This is a genomic window from Aeromonas sp. FDAARGOS 1415 (assembly GCF_019048365.1).
Taxonomy (GTDB): domain Bacteria; phylum Pseudomonadota; class Gammaproteobacteria; order Enterobacterales; family Aeromonadaceae; genus Aeromonas; species Aeromonas taiwanensis.
Genome location: NZ_CP077363.1, coordinates 617739 through 637106, shown reverse-complemented (window position 1 = coordinate 637106; position 19368 = coordinate 617739). Strand labels below are relative to the sequence as shown.

The 19368-nt window shown below is 65.1% G+C and carries 16 protein-coding genes and 1 pseudogene; 9 read left to right on the top strand and 8 right to left on the bottom strand.

Annotated elements, in window-relative coordinates; genetic code table 11:
* Window positions 1–127: 127 nt before the first annotated feature.
* Window positions 128–2497: a zinc/cadmium/mercury/lead-transporting ATPase gene (locus tag I6L45_RS03030; protein ID WP_216983416.1), complete on the bottom strand. Its 2370-nt coding sequence runs from the start codon at window positions 2495–2497 to the stop codon at window positions 128–130.
* A gap of 254 nt (window positions 2498–2751) precedes the next feature.
* Between I6L45_RS03030 and tpx the strand changes: the two genes are divergently transcribed.
* From tpx to I6L45_RS03015, 3 genes are all read left to right on the top strand, one after another.
* Window positions 2752–3252 (top strand): thiol peroxidase, encoded by a 501-nt coding sequence (gene tpx, locus I6L45_RS03025; RefSeq protein ID WP_042074074.1) that lies wholly within the window; start codon window positions 2752–2754, stop codon window positions 3250–3252.
* A gap of 147 nt (window positions 3253–3399) precedes the next feature.
* Window positions 3400–4620 carry a DEAD/DEAH box helicase gene (locus I6L45_RS03020; protein WP_216983415.1) on the top strand — a complete coding sequence of 407 codons (1221 nt, stop codon included), beginning with the start codon at window positions 3400–3402 and terminating at the stop codon, window positions 4618–4620.
* Between the two features lie 157 nt (window positions 4621–4777).
* On the top strand, window positions 4778–6262 hold the full coding sequence (locus I6L45_RS03015; RefSeq protein WP_216983414.1) for an alkaline phosphatase D family protein: 1485 nt from the start codon (window positions 4778–4780) through the stop codon (window positions 6260–6262).
* A gap of 39 nt (window positions 6263–6301) precedes the next feature.
* Here I6L45_RS03015 and I6L45_RS03010 read toward each other — a convergent pair.
* The 4 genes and pseudogenes from I6L45_RS03010 to I6L45_RS02995 all read right to left on the bottom strand — a co-directional run.
* Window positions 6302–6526 (bottom strand): annotated as a pseudogene (locus I6L45_RS03010) (hypothetical protein); the annotation flags it as partial.
* 189 nt (window positions 6527–6715) lie between these two features.
* Window positions 6716–8275, bottom strand: a complete 1560-nt coding sequence (locus I6L45_RS03005) for a PAS domain-containing methyl-accepting chemotaxis protein (RefSeq protein WP_216983413.1) — start codon at window positions 8273–8275, stop codon at window positions 6716–6718.
* A 167-nt stretch (window positions 8276–8442) separates the two neighbouring features.
* Window positions 8443–8742, bottom strand: coding sequence for a hypothetical protein (locus I6L45_RS03000; RefSeq protein WP_134697047.1), 300 nt, complete (start codon window positions 8740–8742; stop codon window positions 8443–8445).
* 104 nt (window positions 8743–8846) lie between these two features.
* Window positions 8847–10451, bottom strand: a complete 1605-nt coding sequence (locus I6L45_RS02995; protein WP_216983412.1) for an ABC transporter substrate-binding protein — start codon at window positions 10449–10451, stop codon at window positions 8847–8849.
* Window positions 10452–10623: 172 nt separating this feature from the next.
* Here I6L45_RS02995 and I6L45_RS02990 point away from each other — a divergent pair, with 172 nt between their 5' ends.
* Window positions 10624–11331, top strand: coding sequence for a ParB-like protein (locus I6L45_RS02990; protein WP_216983411.1), 708 nt, complete (start codon window positions 10624–10626; stop codon window positions 11329–11331).
* Window positions 11332–11416: 85 nt separating this feature from the next.
* Window positions 11417–11845, top strand: a complete 429-nt coding sequence (locus I6L45_RS02985) for a DUF2753 family protein (protein ID WP_043757906.1) — start codon at window positions 11417–11419, stop codon at window positions 11843–11845.
* A gap of 18 nt (window positions 11846–11863) precedes the next feature.
* Here the strand turns inward: I6L45_RS02985 and I6L45_RS02980 are convergent, their stop codons facing one another.
* Window positions 11864–12613 (bottom strand): enoyl-CoA hydratase-related protein, encoded by a 750-nt coding sequence (locus tag I6L45_RS02980; protein ID WP_216983410.1) that lies wholly within the window; start codon window positions 12611–12613, stop codon window positions 11864–11866.
* Between the two features lie 88 nt (window positions 12614–12701).
* Between I6L45_RS02980 and I6L45_RS02975 the strand changes: the two genes are divergently transcribed.
* The 3 genes from I6L45_RS02975 (at window position 12702) to I6L45_RS02965 (ending at window position 14561) form a co-directional block, all read left to right on the top strand.
* Window positions 12702–13142: a copper chaperone PCu(A)C gene (locus tag I6L45_RS02975; protein ID WP_216983409.1), complete on the top strand. Its 441-nt coding sequence runs from the start codon at window positions 12702–12704 to the stop codon at window positions 13140–13142.
* Window positions 13143–13234: 92 nt separating this feature from the next.
* Window positions 13235–13864 carry a TIGR04219 family outer membrane beta-barrel protein gene (locus tag I6L45_RS02970; RefSeq protein WP_216983408.1) on the top strand — a complete coding sequence of 210 codons (630 nt, stop codon included), beginning with the start codon at window positions 13235–13237 and terminating at the stop codon, window positions 13862–13864.
* A 19-nt stretch (window positions 13865–13883) separates the two neighbouring features.
* Window positions 13884–14561, top strand: coding sequence for an SDR family oxidoreductase (locus I6L45_RS02965; RefSeq protein WP_210547798.1), 678 nt, complete (start codon window positions 13884–13886; stop codon window positions 14559–14561).
* A gap of 86 nt (window positions 14562–14647) precedes the next feature.
* Here I6L45_RS02965 and I6L45_RS02960 read toward each other — a convergent pair whose 3' ends face one another.
* A complete protein-coding gene (locus tag I6L45_RS02960) occupies window positions 14648–16372 on the bottom strand; it encodes a proline--tRNA ligase (RefSeq protein ID WP_216983407.1) in 1725 nt (574 codons plus the stop codon).
* Window positions 16373–16501: 129 nt separating this feature from the next.
* The gene (locus I6L45_RS02955; protein ID WP_216983406.1) at window positions 16502–18511 is read right to left on the bottom strand and encodes a methyl-accepting chemotaxis protein; all 2010 of its coding nucleotides are present in this window, start codon (window positions 18509–18511) and stop codon (window positions 16502–16504) included.
* A 237-nt stretch (window positions 18512–18748) separates the two neighbouring features.
* Between I6L45_RS02955 and ruvA the strand changes: the two genes are divergently transcribed.
* A complete protein-coding gene (ruvA, locus tag I6L45_RS02950; RefSeq protein WP_043757922.1) occupies window positions 18749–19363 on the top strand; it encodes a Holliday junction branch migration protein RuvA in 615 nt (204 codons plus the stop codon).
* Window positions 19364–19368 lie beyond the last annotated feature (5 nt).

Here is a 19368-nt window from a genome sequence, read left to right as displayed (position 1 = left end):
ATAACACCGAGAGAGTAAGCAAAGCGCGACTGCCGACCGGCAGCCGCGCTTTTTCTTTGCTCGTGGGCGAGGCAATAAAAAAGCCGCCCCGTTGGAGCGGCTGTTGGTTGTGCAGTTTACGGCCGGACTAGCGTTTTCGCAGCAGGCGCAGGGCGTTGGCGGTGACCAGGGCGGTGGCGCCGGTGTCGGCCAGCACCGCAATCCACAGGCCGGTGATGCCGAGCAGGCTGGTGACCAGGAAGATGGCCTTGAGCCCCAGCGCCAGCGCTATGTTCTGGTGGATGTTGGCCAGCGCCGCGCGGGAGAGCCGGATCATGGCGGCGACCCCGCCGAGCTGGTTGTGGGTCAGGGCCGCATCGGCGGTCTCCAGCGCCACGTCGGTGCCGCCTCCCATGGCGATGCCGATGCTGGCCCGCTTCATGGCCGGTGCGTCGTTGATGCCGTCGCCGATCATCGCGACCTTTTGCGTCAGACCTAGCTTGGCGATCTCATCGACCTTGCCCTCCGGCAGCAGGCCTGCGCGCCAGCCCATGCCGAGCTCGGTGGCGATGGCCTCGGCGGCGCGGGGGTTGTCACCGGTCAGCATGATGCTCTTGAGCCCGAGCTCGCCCAGCTCGCGCAGGGCCGGGGCTGCCTCCGGGCGGATCTGGTCGCGCAGGGCCAGCAGGGCAGCCGGGGCGGTGTCAGGCTGGCCGAGCACCACCACCGTCTTGCCCTGTTGCTCCAGGGTGGCGACCCGGGCCTGCACCGTCGCATCCAGGGTGGCGACCCGGCTCGGCGCCAGCAGCTGCCAGAGAGTGCCGCCTATGCGGCCTTCCACGCCCATGCCGGGCAGGGCGCGCAGATCCTGAGCGGCGGCGGGGCTGAGGCCCCGTTCGCCGGCCGCCATCACCACGGCGCGGGCCAGGGGGTGGTGGGAGCCCTGCTCGATGGCGGCGGCCAGGGCCAGCAGTTCGGCCTCAGGCTGGCCATTCAGGCTCACCAGTTCAGTCAGTTGCGGCTTGCCCAGGGTCAGGGTGCCTGTCTTGTCAAAGGCCAGGGTATCGATGTGGGCGAGGCGTTCCAGGGCCGCGCCCCCCTTGATGAGGGCCCCCTGGCGGGTGGCTGCCGCCAGGGCGGAGGTGACCGCCGCCGGGGTGGAGATCACCAGGGCGCAGGGGCAGCCGATGAGCAGCAGCGCCAGGGCGCGGTAGATCCACTCGTCCCAGCCCTGGCCGAAGGCGAGCGGGGGCACCAGCATCACCAGCAGGGCGACCAGCATCATGGCCGGGGTGTACCAGCGGCTGAAACGGTCGATGAAGCGCTCGATGGGGGCGCGCTGGGTCTCGGCCTCCTCGATGAGGTGCAGGATGCGGTCGATGGCGTTGTTGCCGGGCTCGGAGACCACCTCGAGGCGCAGCACCCGATCCGCCGCCAGACTGCCGGCGGGCACCTTGTCACCCTGGCGGCGTTCCACCGGGATGGATTCGCCGGTCAGGGTACTCTCGTCAAAGGCGCCGAGGGTATCGAGCAGGCGGGCATCGGCGGGCAGACGGGCGCCCGGGGCGATCTCGATGACGTCGCCTGGACGCAGCTGGTCGGCGGCCACCTCTTCACGCAGCTCCCCGTCGGGCGTCTTGCGGATGCGCAGCGCCTTGTCGGGCACCAGGGCCATCAGGGCGGTGACCCCGGCACGGGCGCGACCGGCGGCGTAGGCCTCCAGGTGTTCCCCCAGCATGAAGAGCAGCAGCACCATGGCCGCCTCGGCGGTCTCGCCGAGGAAGAGGGCGCCCACGGCGGCGACCGTCATCAGGGTCTCGATGGCGAAGGGGGAACCGCTTCGGGTCAGTGCCCAGGCCTTGCGGGCGACGGGCCACAGGCCCCAGAGGGTGGCCAGGGTAAAGATGGGCTGGCCGATCTGGCTCGGCAGCAGGGCCGCCACCCCCATCAGGCCGGCCAGCGACAGGGGCTGCCAATACTTGCCGAGCAGGTTGCCAAGCGAGGTCGCCAGAGCCGCGCCTGTGGCGGTCTGTGCCTGCTTGTCGTCCTGCTCCCCCTTGAGCCGGAAGCCGGCGGCCAGCACGGCGGCGGTGACGGGGTCGGGGGCCTGGCCCGGGGCGAGATCCACCACCAGCTTCTCGGTGGCGAACAGCACGCGGGCCTGCTGAACCCCTTCGACGCGGCTGACGGCCGTCTCTATCTTGCGGGCGCAGCTGGGGCAGTCCATCCCCAGCACCTGCCAGCTGTGACGGCGGCTGTCGCGGGTGGGGGCAGGCAGGGGGCCGTCGGGGACGTGTGCGTGATGCGCAGAGGGCGGACTGTTGGCCCCGGCGGGGGGATCCTCATCCCCGGTACATTCGCCTGCGCCGTGCTCCTGGTGATCCCGGGGGGCCTGACGCTGGCAGTCCTGGGTGGCGTTGTCGCAGCAGTGGCTGTCGTGCTGGTGCTCGTGGGGGGCGGCCTTGACGATGCCCTTGATGGGGGATGCATGGGAATGGCCGCAGCAGGATTTGCTCATGATGAGTCCCTCTTGAGTGGATCCCGCCCCTGCGGGATCCCCGATGTCTGGACCCAGTGTAAACCTTGGTCTTTAGTCCAAGGTCAAGCCCGGTTTGTGGTCCCTGTCCGGAGGCATTGGGTCCAGGTCTTGTGGCTGGAAAGCGCGGGGGACGGGAGCAGGGCGCAAATCCCTCTTGTTAGCGGGTGTTTGTCCCCTGCCGCTGGGCCTATACTGTTGACCCTGGATCCCACACCGATAATCAAGGACCTAACATGAGCAATACCGTCACCCTGCAAGGCAACCCCGTCTCCGTTTCCGGCCACTTCCCCGTTGCCGGTGAGCAGGCCAAGCCCTTCTCCCTGGTTGCCAAGGACCTGTCCGACGTGACCCTGGCGAACTTCGCCGGTCAGCGCAAGATCCTGAACATCTTCCCGAGCGTCGATACCCCGACCTGCGCTACTTCCGTGCGCAAGTTCAACGAGCAGGCCAGCGCCCTGAACAACGCCGTGGTGCTGTGCATCTCCGCCGACCTGCCGTTCGCCCAGGCCCGTTTCTGCGGCGCCGAGGGGCTGGACAAGGTAGTGAACCTGTCCACCCTGCGTGGCGTCTCCTTCCTGCAGGACTACGGCGTGGCCTTCTCCTCCGGTCCGCTGGTGGGTCTGGCCGCCCGCGCCATCGTGGTGCTGGATGAGCACGACAAGGTGCTGCACAGCGAGCTGGTGGCCGAAGTGGCCGACGAGCCGAACTACGCCGCCGCCCTGGCTGCCCTGTAATCCGCGCCCAGCGCTGATGGCCGACGGCCTGCCCCGATGCAAGGGGCAGGCCGTTTTTCTTTGCCGTCTGCCCGACTCTTTTACTTCTGGGGCGGGTCTGGCTAGACTTCGCCCCCATCTCTTCCCTCATCCTGTCTGCGTAGCCCCATGACCTTTAGCGAACTTCCCCTCGATCCCGCCCTGCTGGCCCTGTTGCCTGCGGGTCTGCAAAACCCCACTCCCATCCAGCAGCTGGCCATTCCTGGTGCCCTCGCAGGCCGGGATCTGCTGGCCCTGGCCCGCACCGGCAGCGGCAAGACCCTGGCGTTCGGCCTGCCGCTGCTGCAGCGGCTGGATCCCGCCCTGGCAGAGGTGCAGGGGCTGGTGCTGGTGCCGACCCGGGAGCTGGCAAGCCAGGTGAGCGACGCCCTGCGGGGGCTGGCCGCCGGGCTGGGGCTTCGCCTCGTGACCCTGTGTGGCGGAGTCGCCCAGGAGCTGCAGGTGGCCGAGCTGGCGCAGGGGGTACAGCTCCTGGTGGCGACACCGGGCAGGCTGCGGGATCTGGTGAACCAGGAAGTGCTGACCCTGGCCGGGCTGCGCACCCTGGTGCTGGACGAGGCGGATCGCCTGCTGGAGATGGGGTTCTGGCCCGATATCCAGTGGCTGATGCACGGGATGCCCGAGGCGCGCCAGCACCTGCTCTTCTCTGCCACCCTGCCCACCGAGCTGGAGAGTCTGGCCATGGGCCTGCTGCGGGATCCGGTCCGCATCGAGGCCGACCCGCTCAACAGCCTGGTGAGCGAGATCGAGGAGCGGCTTTATCTGGTCAACAAGAGCAGCAAGGTGCCGGCGCTTATCGCCTTGCTCAGCGCGCAGGCCTGGCCCCAGGTGCTGGTCTTCATCAGCGCCAGGGACGATGCAGACGGGGTGGCGAAGAAGCTCGCGAAGGCGGGCATCGCGGTGGCGGCCCTGCACGGGGAGAAGGATCAGGGGGCGCGGGAGCAGGCGCTCAATGACTTCAAGGCGGGCAGGGTGCGGGTGCTGGTGGCCACGGATCTGATGGCGCGCGGCATCCACGTGGAGGCCCTTCCCGTGGTGATCAACCTGGACCTGCCCGCCCATGCCCCCGTCTACGTGCACCGCATCGGTCGTACCGCCCGGGCCGGGCGCAGCGGGCTCGCCATCTCCCTCACCTGTCATGGGGATGGCGAGGCGCTCGAGGCCATCCGCACCCTCACCGGGCGCGAGCTGTCGCTGGCGGCGCTCGACGGTTTCCCGGTGACCGACAAGCCCGCGAGCGCCGAGGGCAAGCGCGCCCCCCGCGACAAGCAGGCGAACCGTCGCACCCAGGGCAAGCGCAGCATCAAGCAGTTCAAGGGCAAGGCGTAGCGTCCCTGCCATGGCCGGCGTGACAGGCCGGTTTGTCGCAGTACCACACAGTGAGAGGGTCGGGGCCAATCCAGACCCTCTCTGTTTGCCCACCTGGTCACTATCAAATCACGGTCGCTTCGCTATGCTCCTTGGTTTCACCATGGAGGGATGACGAATGACCCGTCTGGTAATGGGGCCCTTGCTCGGGCTCGAAGCAGAGACCGCCTACAGCGTCTGCTTTATGACGGAGCCCGGCTGCCAGAGTGCCGGCGTGCGGATCAACGGCGAGCTGCTGGCCGCCAGCAAACAGGCGGACACCCCGAAAGGGGGCTTCTGGCGGCTGATCTGGCAGGCCAGCCCCAAGAGCAAGGCCGGCACCCCCGTCGACTACGAGATCCTGCTGGACAACAAGCCGGCGCACGATCAGGCAGGATACGACAAGTGGCAGTTCCATCTGCCGGGCAAGAAGGAGCAGGTGCGGATAGGCTACGCCTCCTGCAACGGCTTCTCCGACTTCAAGCTGCTCACCTCCACCCCGGCCCCCTACGCCATGTGGGACAAGCTGGCTGCGGAGCACAAGGCCCATCCCTTCTCCCTGCTGCTGATGGGGGGAGATCAGGTCTATGCGGACTCCCTCTGGACGAGCGTGCCGACCCTCAAGGCCTGGAACGAGCTGGACCGGGAGGAGAAGGTCAAACGCAAGGCGACCCGGACCATGGTGGAGCAGCTCGACCGCTTCTATTGCGAGCTCTATTGCAAGCAGTGGAGCCGCCCCGAGGTCGCCTTCATGCTGGCCCGGGTGCCGAGCGCCATGATGTGGGACGATCACGACATCTTCGATGGCTGGGGCAGCTACCCCGAGGATCTGCAGCGCTGCGAGGTCTATCAGGCCATCTATGCCGCCGCCACCAAGTACTTCCGGCTGTTCCAGCTGCGCAGCGAGGCCAACGGAGCGCTGCTGGACAAGGCGCTGAATCACCACTCCTGGCGGCTCGGTTTTCGGGGTTACCAGATCCTGGCGCTGGACAACCGGGCCAACCGCACCCTGACCCGGGTGATGAGCCCGTCCCAGTGGGATCAGATCAACGCCGCGCTGGCAGCCTGCGACTCTGGGCACCTGCTGGTGATGGCGGGGGTGCCCGTGGTCTATCGCGACTTCTCCTTCACCGAGGCGGCGCTGGATGCCACCCCCTGGGAGGAGGAGCTGACCGACGATCTCAAGGATCACTGGCGGGCCAAGGACCATCAGGGGGAGCGGGCCCGGCTCATCATGCGGTTGCTGGACAACGCCAGGCAGCGGCGCCAGAAGGAGCCTGGCTGCAAGACCCTGATCCTCTCGGGCGACGTGCACGTGGGGTGCCTCGGCGTCATCCAGGACAAGCGGGAGGGGGTGGTCAATGTGCACCAGCTGGTCTCCTCCGGCATCGTCCACCCCTGTCCCACCCAGTTCCAGTGGATGGGGATCCTGGCCATGACCAACGACGATCCGGAGTACCTCGACGAGAACCGGCTGATCCGTGCCGAGTTGCTCAAGCCCTTTGGCGCCCCCCTTTACCTGCGCACTCGCAACTTCGCCACCCTGCTGATGGGCAGCGACGACAAGCTGTGGGCGAACTGGCATTGCGAGAACGGGCTGGCGGCGAGCTACCCGCTGGCCTGATGGCCGGGGAAATACGAAGGGCCCGTCAGGGCCCTTTTTTCATTGCGTTGGTGTGGCGGTGTCATGGGCGAAGAAGTCGCGCCGGAACTGGCCGAGCACCGCCTCCCTGTGCTGCTGCCAGCTCGCCTCGTCCATGTTGCCCCGGCTGGCCGCCAGCTGCTGCTCGAGCTCGGCCAGCTGCAACTGGTAGCGGCCGCGCTGATCCAGCTGTTGCTGGCGGCTGGCGGCAAACTGCAGGGTCACCTCGGCCTGTGCGACTGGCAGGGGGTGGCTTGTGCATCATGAAGTCCTTTTGGTTGAGATACGCAGGAAAGTGACTGTTATGACGGCCGGAGGAGTCATTCAATTTACATATTTGTTGCAAATCAATGAGCAGCCCCATATGGGGGGAGCAAGGGAAGCTAGGAAGAGAGGGGGGGAGAGGGGCGCGCCGGTGGACGCGCCCCGGAAGGTTCAGTTGTGGAACTGCTTGATCAGGCGGGAGAGGTTCTGCAGCCGCTCCACCAGCAGGGTGATGCCGTCCAGCGCCTGCCTGCTGTTGTCTGCGGTGTGGCTCGCCAGCTGGTGGATCTCCTGTATCCCCTGATCCAGGGTGAGGGTGACATCCGCCTGCTGGCTGACCGCCTGGGCGATCTCGTCGCTGGTGTGGGTCACCCGGGTCAGCATCTGGTTGATCTGATCGAGCACCCCGGCGGTGGTCCCCATGTGTTGCTGACAGAGCACCGAGGTCTGCGCCCCCTGGGCCATGCCGTCGGACAGCTGTCGGGTGCTTTGCTGCAGCGCTCCTATCATCTCGCTGATCTCGCCGGTGGAGCTGCGGGTCTTCTGGGCCAGGGCCCGGATCTCGTCGGCCACTACCGCGAAGCCGCGCCCCTGCTCGCCGGCCCGGGCCGCCTCGATGGCCGCGTTGAGGGAGAGCAGGTTGGTCTGATCCGCTATCTGCCCGATGACCTCCAGGATGCCGCTGATCTTCTGGCTGTCCTGGGTCAGGCGGGCCAGCACGTCCTGGCTGGCATCCAGCTCCTGATGCAGCCGGTTAACCGAGGCCCTTGTGGTCGCGATCGCCTGCTTGCCGCTCTCTGACACCTGTTGCACCTCGCTCACCAGCGCATTGGCCTGATGGGCGTTGTTGGCCACGTCGCGGATGGACTGGCTCATCTGGGTGACGGCCGCCGCCAGCTGCTCGCTCTGGGCCCGCTGCTGCTGCAGATGGGTGTCTATGGTCTGGATGTGTCCCCTGTCGTCCTCCGCCGCCTGCAGGATCTGCTGGTTGGTGTCGGCGCTGCGCCCGACCACCGCCCTGAGCTCGGCCTTCTTCATGCGCAGCAGCAGCTCGAGGGCTCCCAGACTGTCCTGTCGTCTGGCGTAGAGCACCTGGCACAGTGGGGTACCCAGCTCCTCCCCAGCCTGGGCCAGCAACCGTGCCAGCCGCCGTTGCTGGTGCCAGCCATGCCCCATCTGGCCCAGGAGGCAGAGCAGGGTGAGCCCGCCCCAGAGGGGTTGTCCCGTCGTCAGGGAGAGCCCCAGACCGGTCAGGGCCGCCGCGCACAGCAGCAGGGTGAGCTGCCCCGGCTCGAGCCTGAACCGGCTGATCCAGGGCAGCGCCTGGCCGCTTCGGATCCGGGCATAGAGCTGCTCTGCCCAGGCGATGTCGTGATCGCTCGGTCGGGTACGGACCGACTGGTATTCGATGATCTGCTGACGCTCGTTGAGGATGGGGGTGACATAGGCATTGACCCAGTAGAACTGGCCGTTCTTGGCGCGGTTCTTCACCAGCCCCATCCAGCTCTTGCCCTGTTGCAGGCGGCGCCACATGTCGGCGAAGGCCGCCTTGGGCATGTCGGGGTGGCGGACCAGGTTGTGAGGCTCCCCCTCCATCTCGGCGGCGCTGTAACCGGCCACGTCGCAGAAATGCTGGTTGGCGTAGGTGATGTGGCTGGCGGGGTCCGTGGTCGAAATCAAGGAGATGTGGTCGGGGAAACGGATCTCCCCTTCTTGCCGGGTTGTGGTCATGTGCGCATCCTGAATGAGCCAAGTAACTGATAAATTTGTTTTTTTATTGTTGTGAGTGTTACGAGGCAATTGTAGATGCGGGTGATGACACCACCTTGGCTTGGGTCAAGAAATCGGCAGGGGAAAAGACTGAAAAAAGTAGTAGACCGCGGCCTGTGAGAGGCGGGTCAGCCGCGGGGGACGAAGTCGTGGATCTCCCCGGATCTCGGTTTGAAGCGGGGATCTTCCCCCTGCTCGTCAGCTACCCAGGCCATGGCCTGGCAGAAGCTCTCCTGTTTGGCGAAGGCTTCGCGCGCCTGATCGATGGCCCGCTCGGCGTTGCGCCGCTCCATCTTGCTGGCCTTGCGATCGCTGAACTGCTTCTGCTGATCCAGCATCCACTCGAGGAAGGCCTGCTGGCACTCGGTTTCACTGGCGGCCTTGGCGGGGAGGACGGCAAAGAGGGTGATCAGGAGCAGAGCGCGCATAGGAAGACGATTCAACGGGTTGGGGAGGAAAAGAGTCGGCATTTTATGTCGGTAAGCCGGATTGGAAAAGTCCCGTGGGGGCCGGCCTGGCCGGCCCCTCAGGCTCAGTGCTTGACGAGGTAGAGCTGGCGGCTGTAGGCCACGTCTTCCGGATTGTTGATGGGGTATCCCTTGAGCCAGGGTTTGATCAGCCGGGCGTTGGTGTACTGGTAGATGGGGGCGATGGGCGCCTCTTCCTGCAGTATGGCTTCGGCCTCGTCGAACAGGCGGGCCCGCTCTTCGGGGTGCTGGCTGGCGGCGGCTCTGGTCAGCAGGGCGTCGTAGCCGGGGTTGGCGAAGCGGGCCATGTTGCCGCTGTGGCCGGAGCCCCACAGGCCGAGGAAGGCGGACGGATCGTTGTAATCGGCCACCCAGGAGGAGCGGATCACCTCGAACTGACCGCTCTGGCGGCTGTCGAGGTAGCTCTTCCACTCCTGGTTGGTGAGCTCGACCCTGGCTCCCAGCTTCTGCTTCCACAGGTTGGCGATGGCCAGCGCCATCTTCTTGTGGATCTCCGCCGTGTTGTAGAGGAGGGTCAGCTTGAGGGGCTTGTCCGGGCCGTAGCCGGCCTCCTTGAGCAGGGCCCTGGCCTGGTCGTCGAGCGCCTGCTGGCTGCTGGTGGAGAGCAGGTTGGGTTTGGGCTCGAAGCCGGCGGTCACGTCAGGGGTGAAGTGATAGGCCGGCTTCTCGCCGGTTCCCAGCACCTTGTCGGCGATGAGGCCCCGATCGATGGTGTAGGAGAGCGCCTTGCGTACCCGCACATCGTCGAGGGGAGGGCGCAGGGTATTGAAGGCGTAGTAGTAGGTGCCGAGCTGCTCCGGGGTATAGACCTCACCCGGGATCTGCTGCATCAGCTTCTCGTACTGCTCCTTGGGGAAGGATTCGGTGATGTGCAGATCCCCGGCGAGGTAGCGGTGGGCGGCGGCGCTCTCCTGGTTGATGGGCACGAAGGTGACGCGGGTCAACACCGTATGGGCGCGATCCCAGTAGTAGGGGTTCGGGGTCAGCTCCAGCTTCTCGTTCACCACCCGGTGGCTCAGCACGAAGGCGCCGTTGCCCACCAGCTTGCCGGGCTGGGTCCACTGGCTGCCGTACTGCTCCATGCTGGCACGGTGCAGCGGGGACAGGCTGGGGTGGGTCAGCAGGCTCAGGAAGTAGGGCACCGGCTGGGAGAGCCTCACTCTCAGGGTATGGTCATCCACGGCCTCGACGCCGAGCGCGTCGGGGGCCAGCTTGCCCGCGACTATCTCGTCCACCTTGTCGAAGTGGGCCAGCTGGGCGAACCAGGCGAAGGTGGCGGCCTCTTTCGGATCGACCAGCTTGCGCCAGCCGTAGACGAAGTCGGCAGCCCTGACCGGGTCGCCGTTGGACCAGCGCGCATCCGGGCGCAGGTGGAATGTGAACTCCCGGTTCTCCTTGTTCTCCCAACGCTCGGCCACGCCGGGCTGCACCTTGCCGTCCGGCCCCTGGGTCAGCAGCCCCTCGTAGAGATCCCTGAGCACCTGCAGCTCGGGCAGGCCGACCAGCTTGAGGGGGCTCAGACTGGCGGGCTCGTCCTTGAGGTGACGCACGACGGCCTGTTCGGCGGCGAGCTGGGTGCCGGCCGGGACATCGGCGGCCTGGACGCAGGCACAGCCCAGCAGGGCCAGCAAGGGGCTCCATCCTTTCATGGCGAATCCTTCAAATTGTGTGAAGCGAGGAGAAAACTCGGCGAGAATGCATCGCCGACAGACGGGAAATCATGATATCCCCTTTGCTGGTCTGACCGCTAGCATGAGTCCCATGATATCCGGTGCTGTGGTCAAGGTGCGCCCGCCTGAGCGCGGATCAGAGGAGAGAGCGATGAGAGCATGGATTTTGTTGGCCTGGGTATTGAGCCAGGGAGCCTGGGCACTGGCCCCGTGCGAGAAGGAGAGCCCGGTGGGCAGCTGGTGCGAGGTGAACATCGACCAGCTGCATCCGACCCAGGGCGGCGTGGGCCAGCTGCAGGTGGACACCACGGCCCAGGAGCTGGCGGACAAGAGCGAGAAGCAGCTCGACAAGTTGATGAAAAAGAAAGAGATCCCCATCGTGATAGCCCCCGATGGCGGCTACTGGCTGGTGGACAGACACCATCTGACCAAGGCGCTGTGGCAACGGGGGGTGAAGCAGGCCAGGGTCAAGGTCATCGCCCGGCTGCAGGACAGGGCCAACTTCTGGAGCCAGATGCAGAACAACCACTGGGCCTGGCTCAAGGATGAACGGGGCCAGCCCCTGACCCCGGAGCAGCTGCCCCGCCACATCGGGGATCTGCCGGACTACCCCTATCGTACCCTGGCGGGCCTGTTGCAGGACGCGGGCTACTTCAGCAAGGGGGAGCAGGTCTATTTCGTCGAGTTCGCCTGGGCCAGCTGGCTCGGCCGGCAGATGGGGTGGCAGCCGGTCAATGTCGTCACCCTGCCGGATCGCCTCGCCGAGGCCAAGCGCCTGGCCTGCGGCTCCCTGGCTGGCGACCTGCCCGGTTATCCCGGCAAACAGTGTCGCGTCAATCAGCCCAGAGCGGCGGATTGAGGGATCCTGCACAAAGGGTCTGGTTGATATTTATTCTCGATTGGCCATGATACAGGTTCCACTCGTGTCGGCAGAGGAGAGGAAGATGGCGAATCAACACTGGCAACGTTACATGCTGGAGGCAGAGAATGCCCTGGGCATGGGGGCACTTGGCACGGCCATCTGCCTCTATCAGCAGGCCCTGGGGGAGGTGTATGAACTGACGAAAGGGGATCTGGACGAGCTGGCCAGCATGCGGGTCGCCACCTGTCACCGCATGGCCGACTTCTGGCGCGCCATGGACGAGCCAGCCTATGAGCTGCGCTACCTCAAGCTCGCCTCCGAGCTGGTCACCGCCCTGGTGCCCCAGTGCCCCAACCGGGCGTGCGAATCCCTCATCAGCGAGCTGGGCTGCTGCCGCGCCGCCCTGCTCTCCTTCCTGAAGCGTCACCCCAACCCCGAGATCGCCAGGCTCATCCAGGTGCAGGACAAGGTGCAGGGCTGCGAACTGATCGGACGGTTTCGTCTCAACTGACCGCCGGGGGGCGGGCGGCTAGCCCTTGCGCCCGAGCCTGGCGGCAATGCGGCCCTGCGCCTCTTCCCCCTGCAGGGCAAGGGAGAAGGCGCGCGCCTCCACATCGATGACGAAGTGCACCGCCTGCCTGAGCTCCTGCTTGAGCAGTGCCTTGCTCTTTTGCAGCGCCTTCGGCGGCTTGGCAGCCAGCCTCAGAGCCTGCTCCCGGGCAAAGGGGAGCAGGGCGTCCACCGCCAGCACCCGGTTGGCGAGCCCGAGGCGCAGAGCCTCATGTGCATCCATGTGGTCGGCCAGCAACAGCAGTTCGGACGCCTTCAGGTGGCCCACGGTGCGTGGCAGCAGCAGGCTGGAGGCAAACTCCGGCACCAGCCCCAGCTCGACGAAGGGCAGTTGCAACCGGGCATTCTCCCCCAGGTAGACGAGATCGCAGTGCAGCAGCAGGGTGGTGCCTATGCCCACCGCAGCCCCGCCCACGGCGGCGACCACGGGCTTGGGGAAGTCGGCCAGGGTGTGGAGGAACTGCAAGATGGGGTCGTCGGCCTCCAGGGTCTCTTTTCCCATGAAATCGGCGAGATCGTTGCCGGCGGTGAAGCAGTCCGGCTGCCCCTGCAGCAGCAGAACATGGATGTTTTCGTCCTGGGCCGCCTGACGCAGGGTGTCGGCGAGGGCCTGGTACATCTCGGTGTTGAGGGCATTGCGCTTGTCCGGCCGGTTGAGGGTCAGGATGAGCAAGCCATCCTGCTGTTCGGCCAGAATTGTGAGGGCCATGTCTGAATCCTTGTCATGGGGGGCTGCCAACGGCTCGCCACAGGGGTAAGCTCGCTTCGGTTCACCACATCATAAAAGGATTTCAACCATGTTCAAACGTGCGTTTTACTCCAGCCTGGCCCTGCTGCTGGCCGCACCGGCCCTGGCCAAGGTCGAGGCCGTCGACGGCTATGTGCGCCTGTTGCCCCCGGGCTCACCCAACACGGCGGCCTTCATGGTGCTCAAAAACGACGCGGACAAACCGGTGAAGCTGGTGACGGTGGCCTCCCCCGAGGCGGGCCGTGCCGAGCTGCACACCCACCTGCACGAGAACGGGGTGATGAAGATGCGCCAGGTGGAGAGCATCGAGATCCCGGCCCGGGGGGAAGCCGTCCTCAAACCCGGCAGCCTGCACGTCATGCTGTTCGAGGTGCGGGATCTCTCCCAGGGGACTCCGTTCCCGCTGGTCCTGACCCTGGATGATGGTCAAACCCTGACCCTGAACCTGCCGGTGAAGCCGGTGGAACCGGCAAAAGGCATGCAACACTGACATGAATGGACGCTTGTTCAGCTTTTTGCTCTAGGTATTCCTTGCCGACTGGGTAAAATGATGGCCTTTCCAGTCCATGATGGAGCCTTATGATGAAGAAGACCTTGATTGCCGGTTGTGTACTGGCCCTGTTCAGCCACGCCGCCACCGCCGCCGATGACTGGCGGATTGCCGCTGGCGCCGATCTGTGGAACGCCAAGGGCAGCGGCCAGATCAACGGTGTCGGTGCCGACGGCGGCTATGACGACAACTACAACTGGAGCGGCTACCTGCAGCTGGAGCACGGCATTCTGCTGCTACCCAACGCCAAGTTCGAGATGTCCGACTTCAGTACCAGCGGCGGCCGCTTCAACAACGATCTGCTGGCCTATGACCTGAGCCTCTACTATCGCCTGTTCAACAACGACCTGTTCCAGATCGATCTGGGTCTGACCGGTCGTCGTTACGACGGCGATTTCAACACCCAGCACTACTCCTATGACAAGGACGTGCTGATGGCCTACACCGGCGCTGAAGTGCGCATCCCGGGGACCGGCTTCGCCGCCTTCGGCGACATGCGCGTGGAAGATGCGGACAACTATGACTACCGTCTGGGCGGCTCCTACAAGTTCTCTTCCGTGCCGCTCAAGATCCGCGCCGGCTGGCGTGAGGCCGAGATGGACTTCGACCGTGTCGATCAGAACATCGATGGCTGGTTCATCGGTGGTGAATTCACCTTCTGATCCCGTTTGAGGAGCGCACATGGGCCACATCATAGTGACTGGCGCGGGGTCCGGACTCGGACGTGCGTTGACAATCGGACTGGTTGAGCGTGGTCATCGCGTCTCCATGATGGGTCGCCGCTACCAGAAGCTGCAGGAGCAGGAACAGCTCCTCGGGAGCGCCGTGGTCGGCATCGCCGCCGATCTCGCGCATCACGAAGAGGTGGACGTCGCCTTCGCGGCGGCGGTGGAATGGGGCGGCCTGCCCGATCTGGTGCTGCATTGCGCCGGGGTCGGCGAGTTCGGGCCGGTGGGCGTTTATACCGCCGAGCAGATCCGCCGTGTGGTGGAGAGCAACCTCGTCTCCACCATACTGGTGGCCCAGCAGACCGTACGCCTCATCGGCGACAAGGGCGGTGTGCTGGCCAATGTGCTCTCCTCGGCGGCCCAGACGGGCAAGGCAAACGAGAGCCTCTATTGCGCCTCCAAATGGGGGATGCGCGGCTTTCTGGAGTCCCTGCGGGCCGAGCTCAAGGGCTCTCCCCTGCGGCTGGTGAACCTCTATCCGAGCGGGATCCGCAGCGAATTCTGGGACAACTCGGATCACGTGGATCCGAGCAACTTCATGACCCCGGAGGACGCGGCGGCCTACATGCTCGACGCCCTGGAGGCGAGGAGCAGTTGCCATGTGACCGATCTCTTCATCGGTCGCAACTAGCCACAGCCCGGCTGTCGCCGCCTTGCGGCAGAAAACAAAAAGCGCGCCAGATGGCGCGCTTTTTTTGTATCGGGGGGAGAGCTGAATCAACGACCCAGCTTGCCTTTGAGCAGGGCCACGATCTCGCCGATGGCCACTTCCTGCTTCTCGCCGGAGCGGCGGCACTTGTACTCCACCACGCCGTTGTCGAGACCCCGGTCACCGATGACGATGGCGTGGGGCACACCGATCAGCTCCATGTCGGCGAACATCACGCCCGGACGCTCCTTGCGATCGTCAAACAGCACGTCCACGCCGGCGGCTTTCAGCTCGGCGTAGAACTGCTGTGCCTGCTCGGCCACGCGCTCGGACTTGTGCATGTTCATCGGCACGATGGCCACTTCGAACGGGGCGATGGCGTCCGGCCAGATGATGCCGTACTGGTCGTTGTTCTGCTCGATGGCCGCGGCCACCAGACGGGAAACACCGATACCGTAGCAACCCATCTCCATGGTGACGGACTTGCCACCCTCGTTCAGCACGCTCGCCTTCATGGCTTCGGAGTACTTGGTACCCAGCTGGAAGATATGGCCCACTTCGATGCCGCGCTTGAGCAGCAGGGTGCCCTGGCCGCAGGGGCTCGGGTCGCCTTCCACCACGTTGCGCAGGTCGGCCACTTCATAGGCCGCAATGTCGCGATCCCAGTTCGCACCGGTCAGGTGGAAGCCGGTCTCGTTGGCGCCGCAGACGAAGTCCGCCAGGTGGGCGGCGCTGCGATCGACGATGATGCGACCGGTAAAGCCGACCGGGCCGATGGAGCCGGCGTCACAGCCAGCGGCAGCCTTGATCTGCTCGTCATTGGCGAAGGTCAGCGGGTTGGCGACCCCCGGCAGCTTCTCGGCCTTGATTTCGTTCAGCTCGTGATCGCCACGCAGCACCAGGGCGATGACCGCCTGTTTGCCGTGCTCATCTTCCTCTGCCAGTACCAGCAGGGTCTTGGCGATGGCGGTCGGCGCCACGGCCAGGAAGGCGGCCACTTCATCGATGGTGTGGACGGCCGGGGTGGCTACCTTGGTCAGGGCGGCAGTGGCGGCAGCGCGCTCGCCAGCCGGTGCCAGGGCTTCGGCCATCTCGATGTTGGCGGCGTAATCTGAGCTGTCAGAGAAGGCGATCAAGTCTTCACCGCTCTCGGCCAGCACCTGGAATTCGTGGGAACCGGTACCCCCGATGGAGCCGGTATCGGCCTGCACCGGACGGAAGTTCAGACCCATGCGGGTGAAGGCGGCGCAGTAGGCGGCGTGCATCTTCTCGTAGGTATCGACCAGAGATTCCTTGTCGATGTGGAAGGAGTAGGCATCCTTCATCAGGAACTCGCGGCCGCGCATCACGCCGAAACGGGGGCGCACTTCGTCACGGAACTTGGTCTGGATCTGGTAGAGGTTGAGCGGCAGCTGCTTGTAGCTGTTCACCTCGTAACGGATCAGGGCGGTGATCACCTCTTCGTGGGTCGGGCCCAGCACGAAGGGGCGGTTGTGACGGTCGGTCAGGCGGCACAGCTCGGGACCGTAGTCGTCCCAGCGGCCGGACTCCTGCCACAGCTCGGCCGGTTGCACCACCGGCATGGAGACCTCGATGGCACCCGCATTGTTCATCTCTTCGCGAACAATGTTCTCGATCTTCTTCAGTACCCGCAGACCGGTCGGCAGCCAGGCGTACATGCCGGAGGCGAGTTTACGGATCATGCCGGCGCGCAGCATCAGCTGGTGGCTGATGACCTCTGCGTCGGAGGGAGTTTCCTTGAGAGTGGAAAGCAGATATTGGCTGGTGCGCATCGCGGTAGACCTTCGCTAGTTCGGGCGGCTTGGCCCTGGAAAATTTTCAAGTGCGGAATTTTAACAGGCCGAGCCCCCTGGCCCAAGGGCTAAATTTGCGCCGCGGGAGAAGCGGGGGGCCCGCCCGCGCTAGACCCGGAATTGCGACAACAGTCGCTGCTGCTGTTGGCTGGCCTGATGGAGGGAGGAGGCCAGTTGCAGGCACTCCTGGGCCTCCTGCTCGCCGGTCTGGGCCTGCAGGCTGATGTCCGAGACCTTGTCTGTGGTGTGGCCCAGGGTCCGGGAGAGCTGGCAGGTGGCGTCCGCCACCTGCTGTACCATGTCGGCGAGCTGGTCGATGGCCTCTTCTACCTTGAACAGGATCTGCCTGGTGTTGTCAGAATCCGCCATGCCAGACTCCACGGTTGCCAGGTTGCGCTGCATCATCAGATAGGCCTGCTCGGTCTGCTGCTGGATGCTGTTGATCACGCCGGTTATCTCGGCGCTGGAGGTGGCGGTACGATTGGCCAGGGTGCGTACCTCGTCGGCGACCACGGCAAAACCGCGCCCCATCTCACCGGCCCGTGCCGCTTCGATGGCGGCGTTGAGGGCCAGCAGGTTGGTCTGCTCCGAAATGCTGCTGATGCTGGAGATGATCTGGCCAATCTGGCTCGCCTGCTCCTTGAGGGCGTTGATGGCGCCGGCGCACTCGCCCACTTCCACCACTACCCGTTGCATGCCGGCACTGGTGGAGGTCACATAATGGCTGCTCTTCGTGGTCAGTTGCCGCACCTCGTTGGCATGTTGTGCGGCCAGGCTGCAGTTGTCCGAGATGGTGGTGGCGACCTGCACCATGCGCTCGCTGTCGAGGTGCAGCGCCTGGGCATGCTCGGCGGTCTGGCGGCTGCTCTGGCTGATGGCCTGGACCCGGTTGACCGAGGTGTGCACGTGCTGGTTGATATGCTGGTTGTTGTCCATGGTGGCACTGATCATCCTTTGGAGCTTCTCGATGAAGCGATCCACGCTGCCTGCCAGCGAGCCCAGTTCATCGTCTCGCTGGAGGTGGAGGCGGGCATTGAGGTCTCCGTCCCCTGCGGCGATATCCCGCATGCGCTGGTCGAGCTGCAACAGCGGACGAACAATGGCGCGGACCAGCCAGAAACCGCAGCAGGTGACGATCAGCAGGCTCAGCAGCAGGCCCCCCAGGATCAGGTCCCTGGTGTAGCCGATGATGGCATTGAGCTGGCCAACCTGATCCTCGACGGTGGCGTCCCCTTTGGCCTCGATCTCGACCAGTGCCAGCCTGAGCTGGTCGGCACTGCGCTCGTAACGGGCCAACTGTGCCTGGTATGCAGCCAGGGCGGAGATCCACTCGCGGATCAGGCGGGCATTGTCGGTCTGCAGGGCGCGATATTGAGCGGATAGCGACTGGCCGGCGAACTCTCCGTCACCGGGCACATCGAACAGGCCGGTTGCCAGCATGCCGTCAACCGCCTCCTGATAAAAGCGGGTGGCCTGTGCCAGTTCGGCCTGGATGGCGGGGGTGGGGCCTTCGCTCTGCATCTTTTCCAGCGCATAGAGCTGACGCAAGAAGCCGATGTTGGCTTCCATGCCGCCATCGGCCGCCTGCCAGCGGGTCGCGAGACCGCCGTTCCAGCTGATGGCCTGATCCGGTGACAGGGTGAGGCTCTCGACGGCCTCGTCGCCTATCACCTCCAGCTGGGTCGAGAGGCGCGACATGCGCTCCGAGCTGGCGCGCATTGCCTCATCTATCCCGGTGAAGGCGTGGTAAAGATCCAGCAGTTGTGCCTGCTGTTGCTGATAGGCCTGTTCATGCTGGCTCAGCGCGCTGACTGCCGCAGCATCGATGAGCCTGCCTTCCTCCACCCGGCGCAAGGCGTCGGTGGCGGCCCCTCTTGCCCGTTGCAGCTCGTGCTCGTCAAGGGGCGTGCCCGTGAGCATTTTCTGGATATAGAGGGACTGGTTGCCGAGCTCGATGGAGCCCTCCATGGCGCCGTCGGCAGTTTGCCAGGCGGCACCCAGGACGTAGGAGAGCAGGTTGGCCAGCCGTTGGCTGCCATACCAGCCAATCGCCCCCATCCCCAGGGTGCAGCCCAGCAGGATGGTGAGTCCGAGATTCGATACGGTGACGATTTTCATGATGCAAGACCCTGATTGGTTCCGAACAAGACCAATTTAGTGTTTGTTCAATGGCCCAAATGCGCCATTTCCGATGGAAAATAAAGTGGCAGGCTGCCTCCTGTCCCGGGATGGTGCCGGCCGTGCAGGGAGAGCAAGCCATCCTCGTGAGCTCCGTGGGCCTATGCTGGATACTTATCCAGTTATTCTTTATGCTATGACCCAATTTGCGAGAGTCTGCGTGGCGAGGAAGAGAACATGATCGGTCGCTTGAGAGGCGTCATCATCGAGAAGCAACCCCCAGAGGTCCTGATCGAGGTGGGGGGCCTGGGGTACGAGGTGCACATGCCCATGAGCTGCTTCTATGATTTGCCCGAACTCGGGAAGGAAGCGGTGATCCACACCCACTTCGTGGTGCGTGAGGATGCCCAGTTGCTGTACGGCTTCAATCACAAGCAGGAGCGGGCGTTGTTTCGCGAGCTGATCAAGACCAACGGGGTCGGCCCCAAGCTGGCGCTGGCGATCCTCTCCGGCATGACGGCCACCCAGTTCGTGATGAGTGTCGAGCGCGAGGAGATAAGCTCCCTGGTCAAGTTGCCCGGGGTGGGCAAGAAGACGGCCGAGCGCCTGGTCGTGGAGATGAAAGACCGCCTCAAGGGCTGGGTCAGCCACGATCTCTTCTCCCCGGCCGAGATCTCCCTGCCTGCCAAGGAGAGCGCGCTGCGCGCCCCCGACGCGAGCGAAGAGGCAGCCAGCGCCCTGGTGGCGCTGGGCTACAAGCCACAGCAGGCCAGCCAGATCGTCAGCAAGGTAGCGGTCGATGGCATGTCGGTGGAGGATATCATTCGTGAATCCCTGCGTAGCCTGGTGTGAGGTAA

Excerpts from the sequence above, each read along its gene's own strand:
- I6L45_RS02960 (WP_216983407.1), bottom strand. The coding sequence starts at position 16,372 with ATGCGCACCAGCCAATATCTGCTTTCCACTCTCAAGGAAACTCCCTCC.
- I6L45_RS02980 (WP_216983410.1), bottom strand. The coding sequence starts at position 12,613 with ATGGCCCTCACAATTCTGGCCGAACAGCAGGATGGCTTGCTCATCCTG.
- I6L45_RS03030 (WP_216983416.1), bottom strand. The coding sequence starts at position 2,497 with ATGAGCAAATCCTGCTGCGGCCATTCCCATGCATCCCCCATCAAGGGC.
- I6L45_RS03015 (WP_216983414.1), top strand. The coding sequence starts at position 4,778 with ATGACCCGTCTGGTAATGGGGCCCTTGCTCGGGCTCGAAGCAGAGACC.
- I6L45_RS03020 (WP_216983415.1), top strand. The coding sequence starts at position 3,400 with ATGACCTTTAGCGAACTTCCCCTCGATCCCGCCCTGCTGGCCCTGTTG.
- I6L45_RS03000 (WP_134697047.1), bottom strand. The coding sequence starts at position 8,742 with ATGCGCGCTCTGCTCCTGATCACCCTCTTTGCCGTCCTCCCCGCCAAG.
- I6L45_RS02955 (WP_216983406.1), bottom strand. The coding sequence starts at position 18,511 with ATGAAAATCGTCACCGTATCGAATCTCGGACTCACCATCCTGCTGGGC.
- tpx (WP_042074074.1), top strand. The coding sequence starts at position 2,752 with ATGAGCAATACCGTCACCCTGCAAGGCAACCCCGTCTCCGTTTCCGGC.
- I6L45_RS02975 (WP_216983409.1), top strand. The coding sequence starts at position 12,702 with ATGTTCAAACGTGCGTTTTACTCCAGCCTGGCCCTGCTGCTGGCCGCA.
- ruvA (WP_043757922.1), top strand. The coding sequence starts at position 18,749 with ATGATCGGTCGCTTGAGAGGCGTCATCATCGAGAAGCAACCCCCAGAG.
- I6L45_RS02970 (WP_216983408.1), top strand. The coding sequence starts at position 13,235 with ATGAAGAAGACCTTGATTGCCGGTTGTGTACTGGCCCTGTTCAGCCAC.
- I6L45_RS02995 (WP_216983412.1), bottom strand. The coding sequence starts at position 10,451 with ATGAAAGGATGGAGCCCCTTGCTGGCCCTGCTGGGCTGTGCCTGCGTC.
- I6L45_RS02965 (WP_210547798.1), top strand. The coding sequence starts at position 13,884 with ATGGGCCACATCATAGTGACTGGCGCGGGGTCCGGACTCGGACGTGCG.
- I6L45_RS02985 (WP_043757906.1), top strand. The coding sequence starts at position 11,417 with ATGGCGAATCAACACTGGCAACGTTACATGCTGGAGGCAGAGAATGCC.
- I6L45_RS02990 (WP_216983411.1), top strand. The coding sequence starts at position 10,624 with ATGAGAGCATGGATTTTGTTGGCCTGGGTATTGAGCCAGGGAGCCTGG.
- I6L45_RS03005 (WP_216983413.1), bottom strand. The coding sequence starts at position 8,275 with ATGACCACAACCCGGCAAGAAGGGGAGATCCGTTTCCCCGACCACATC.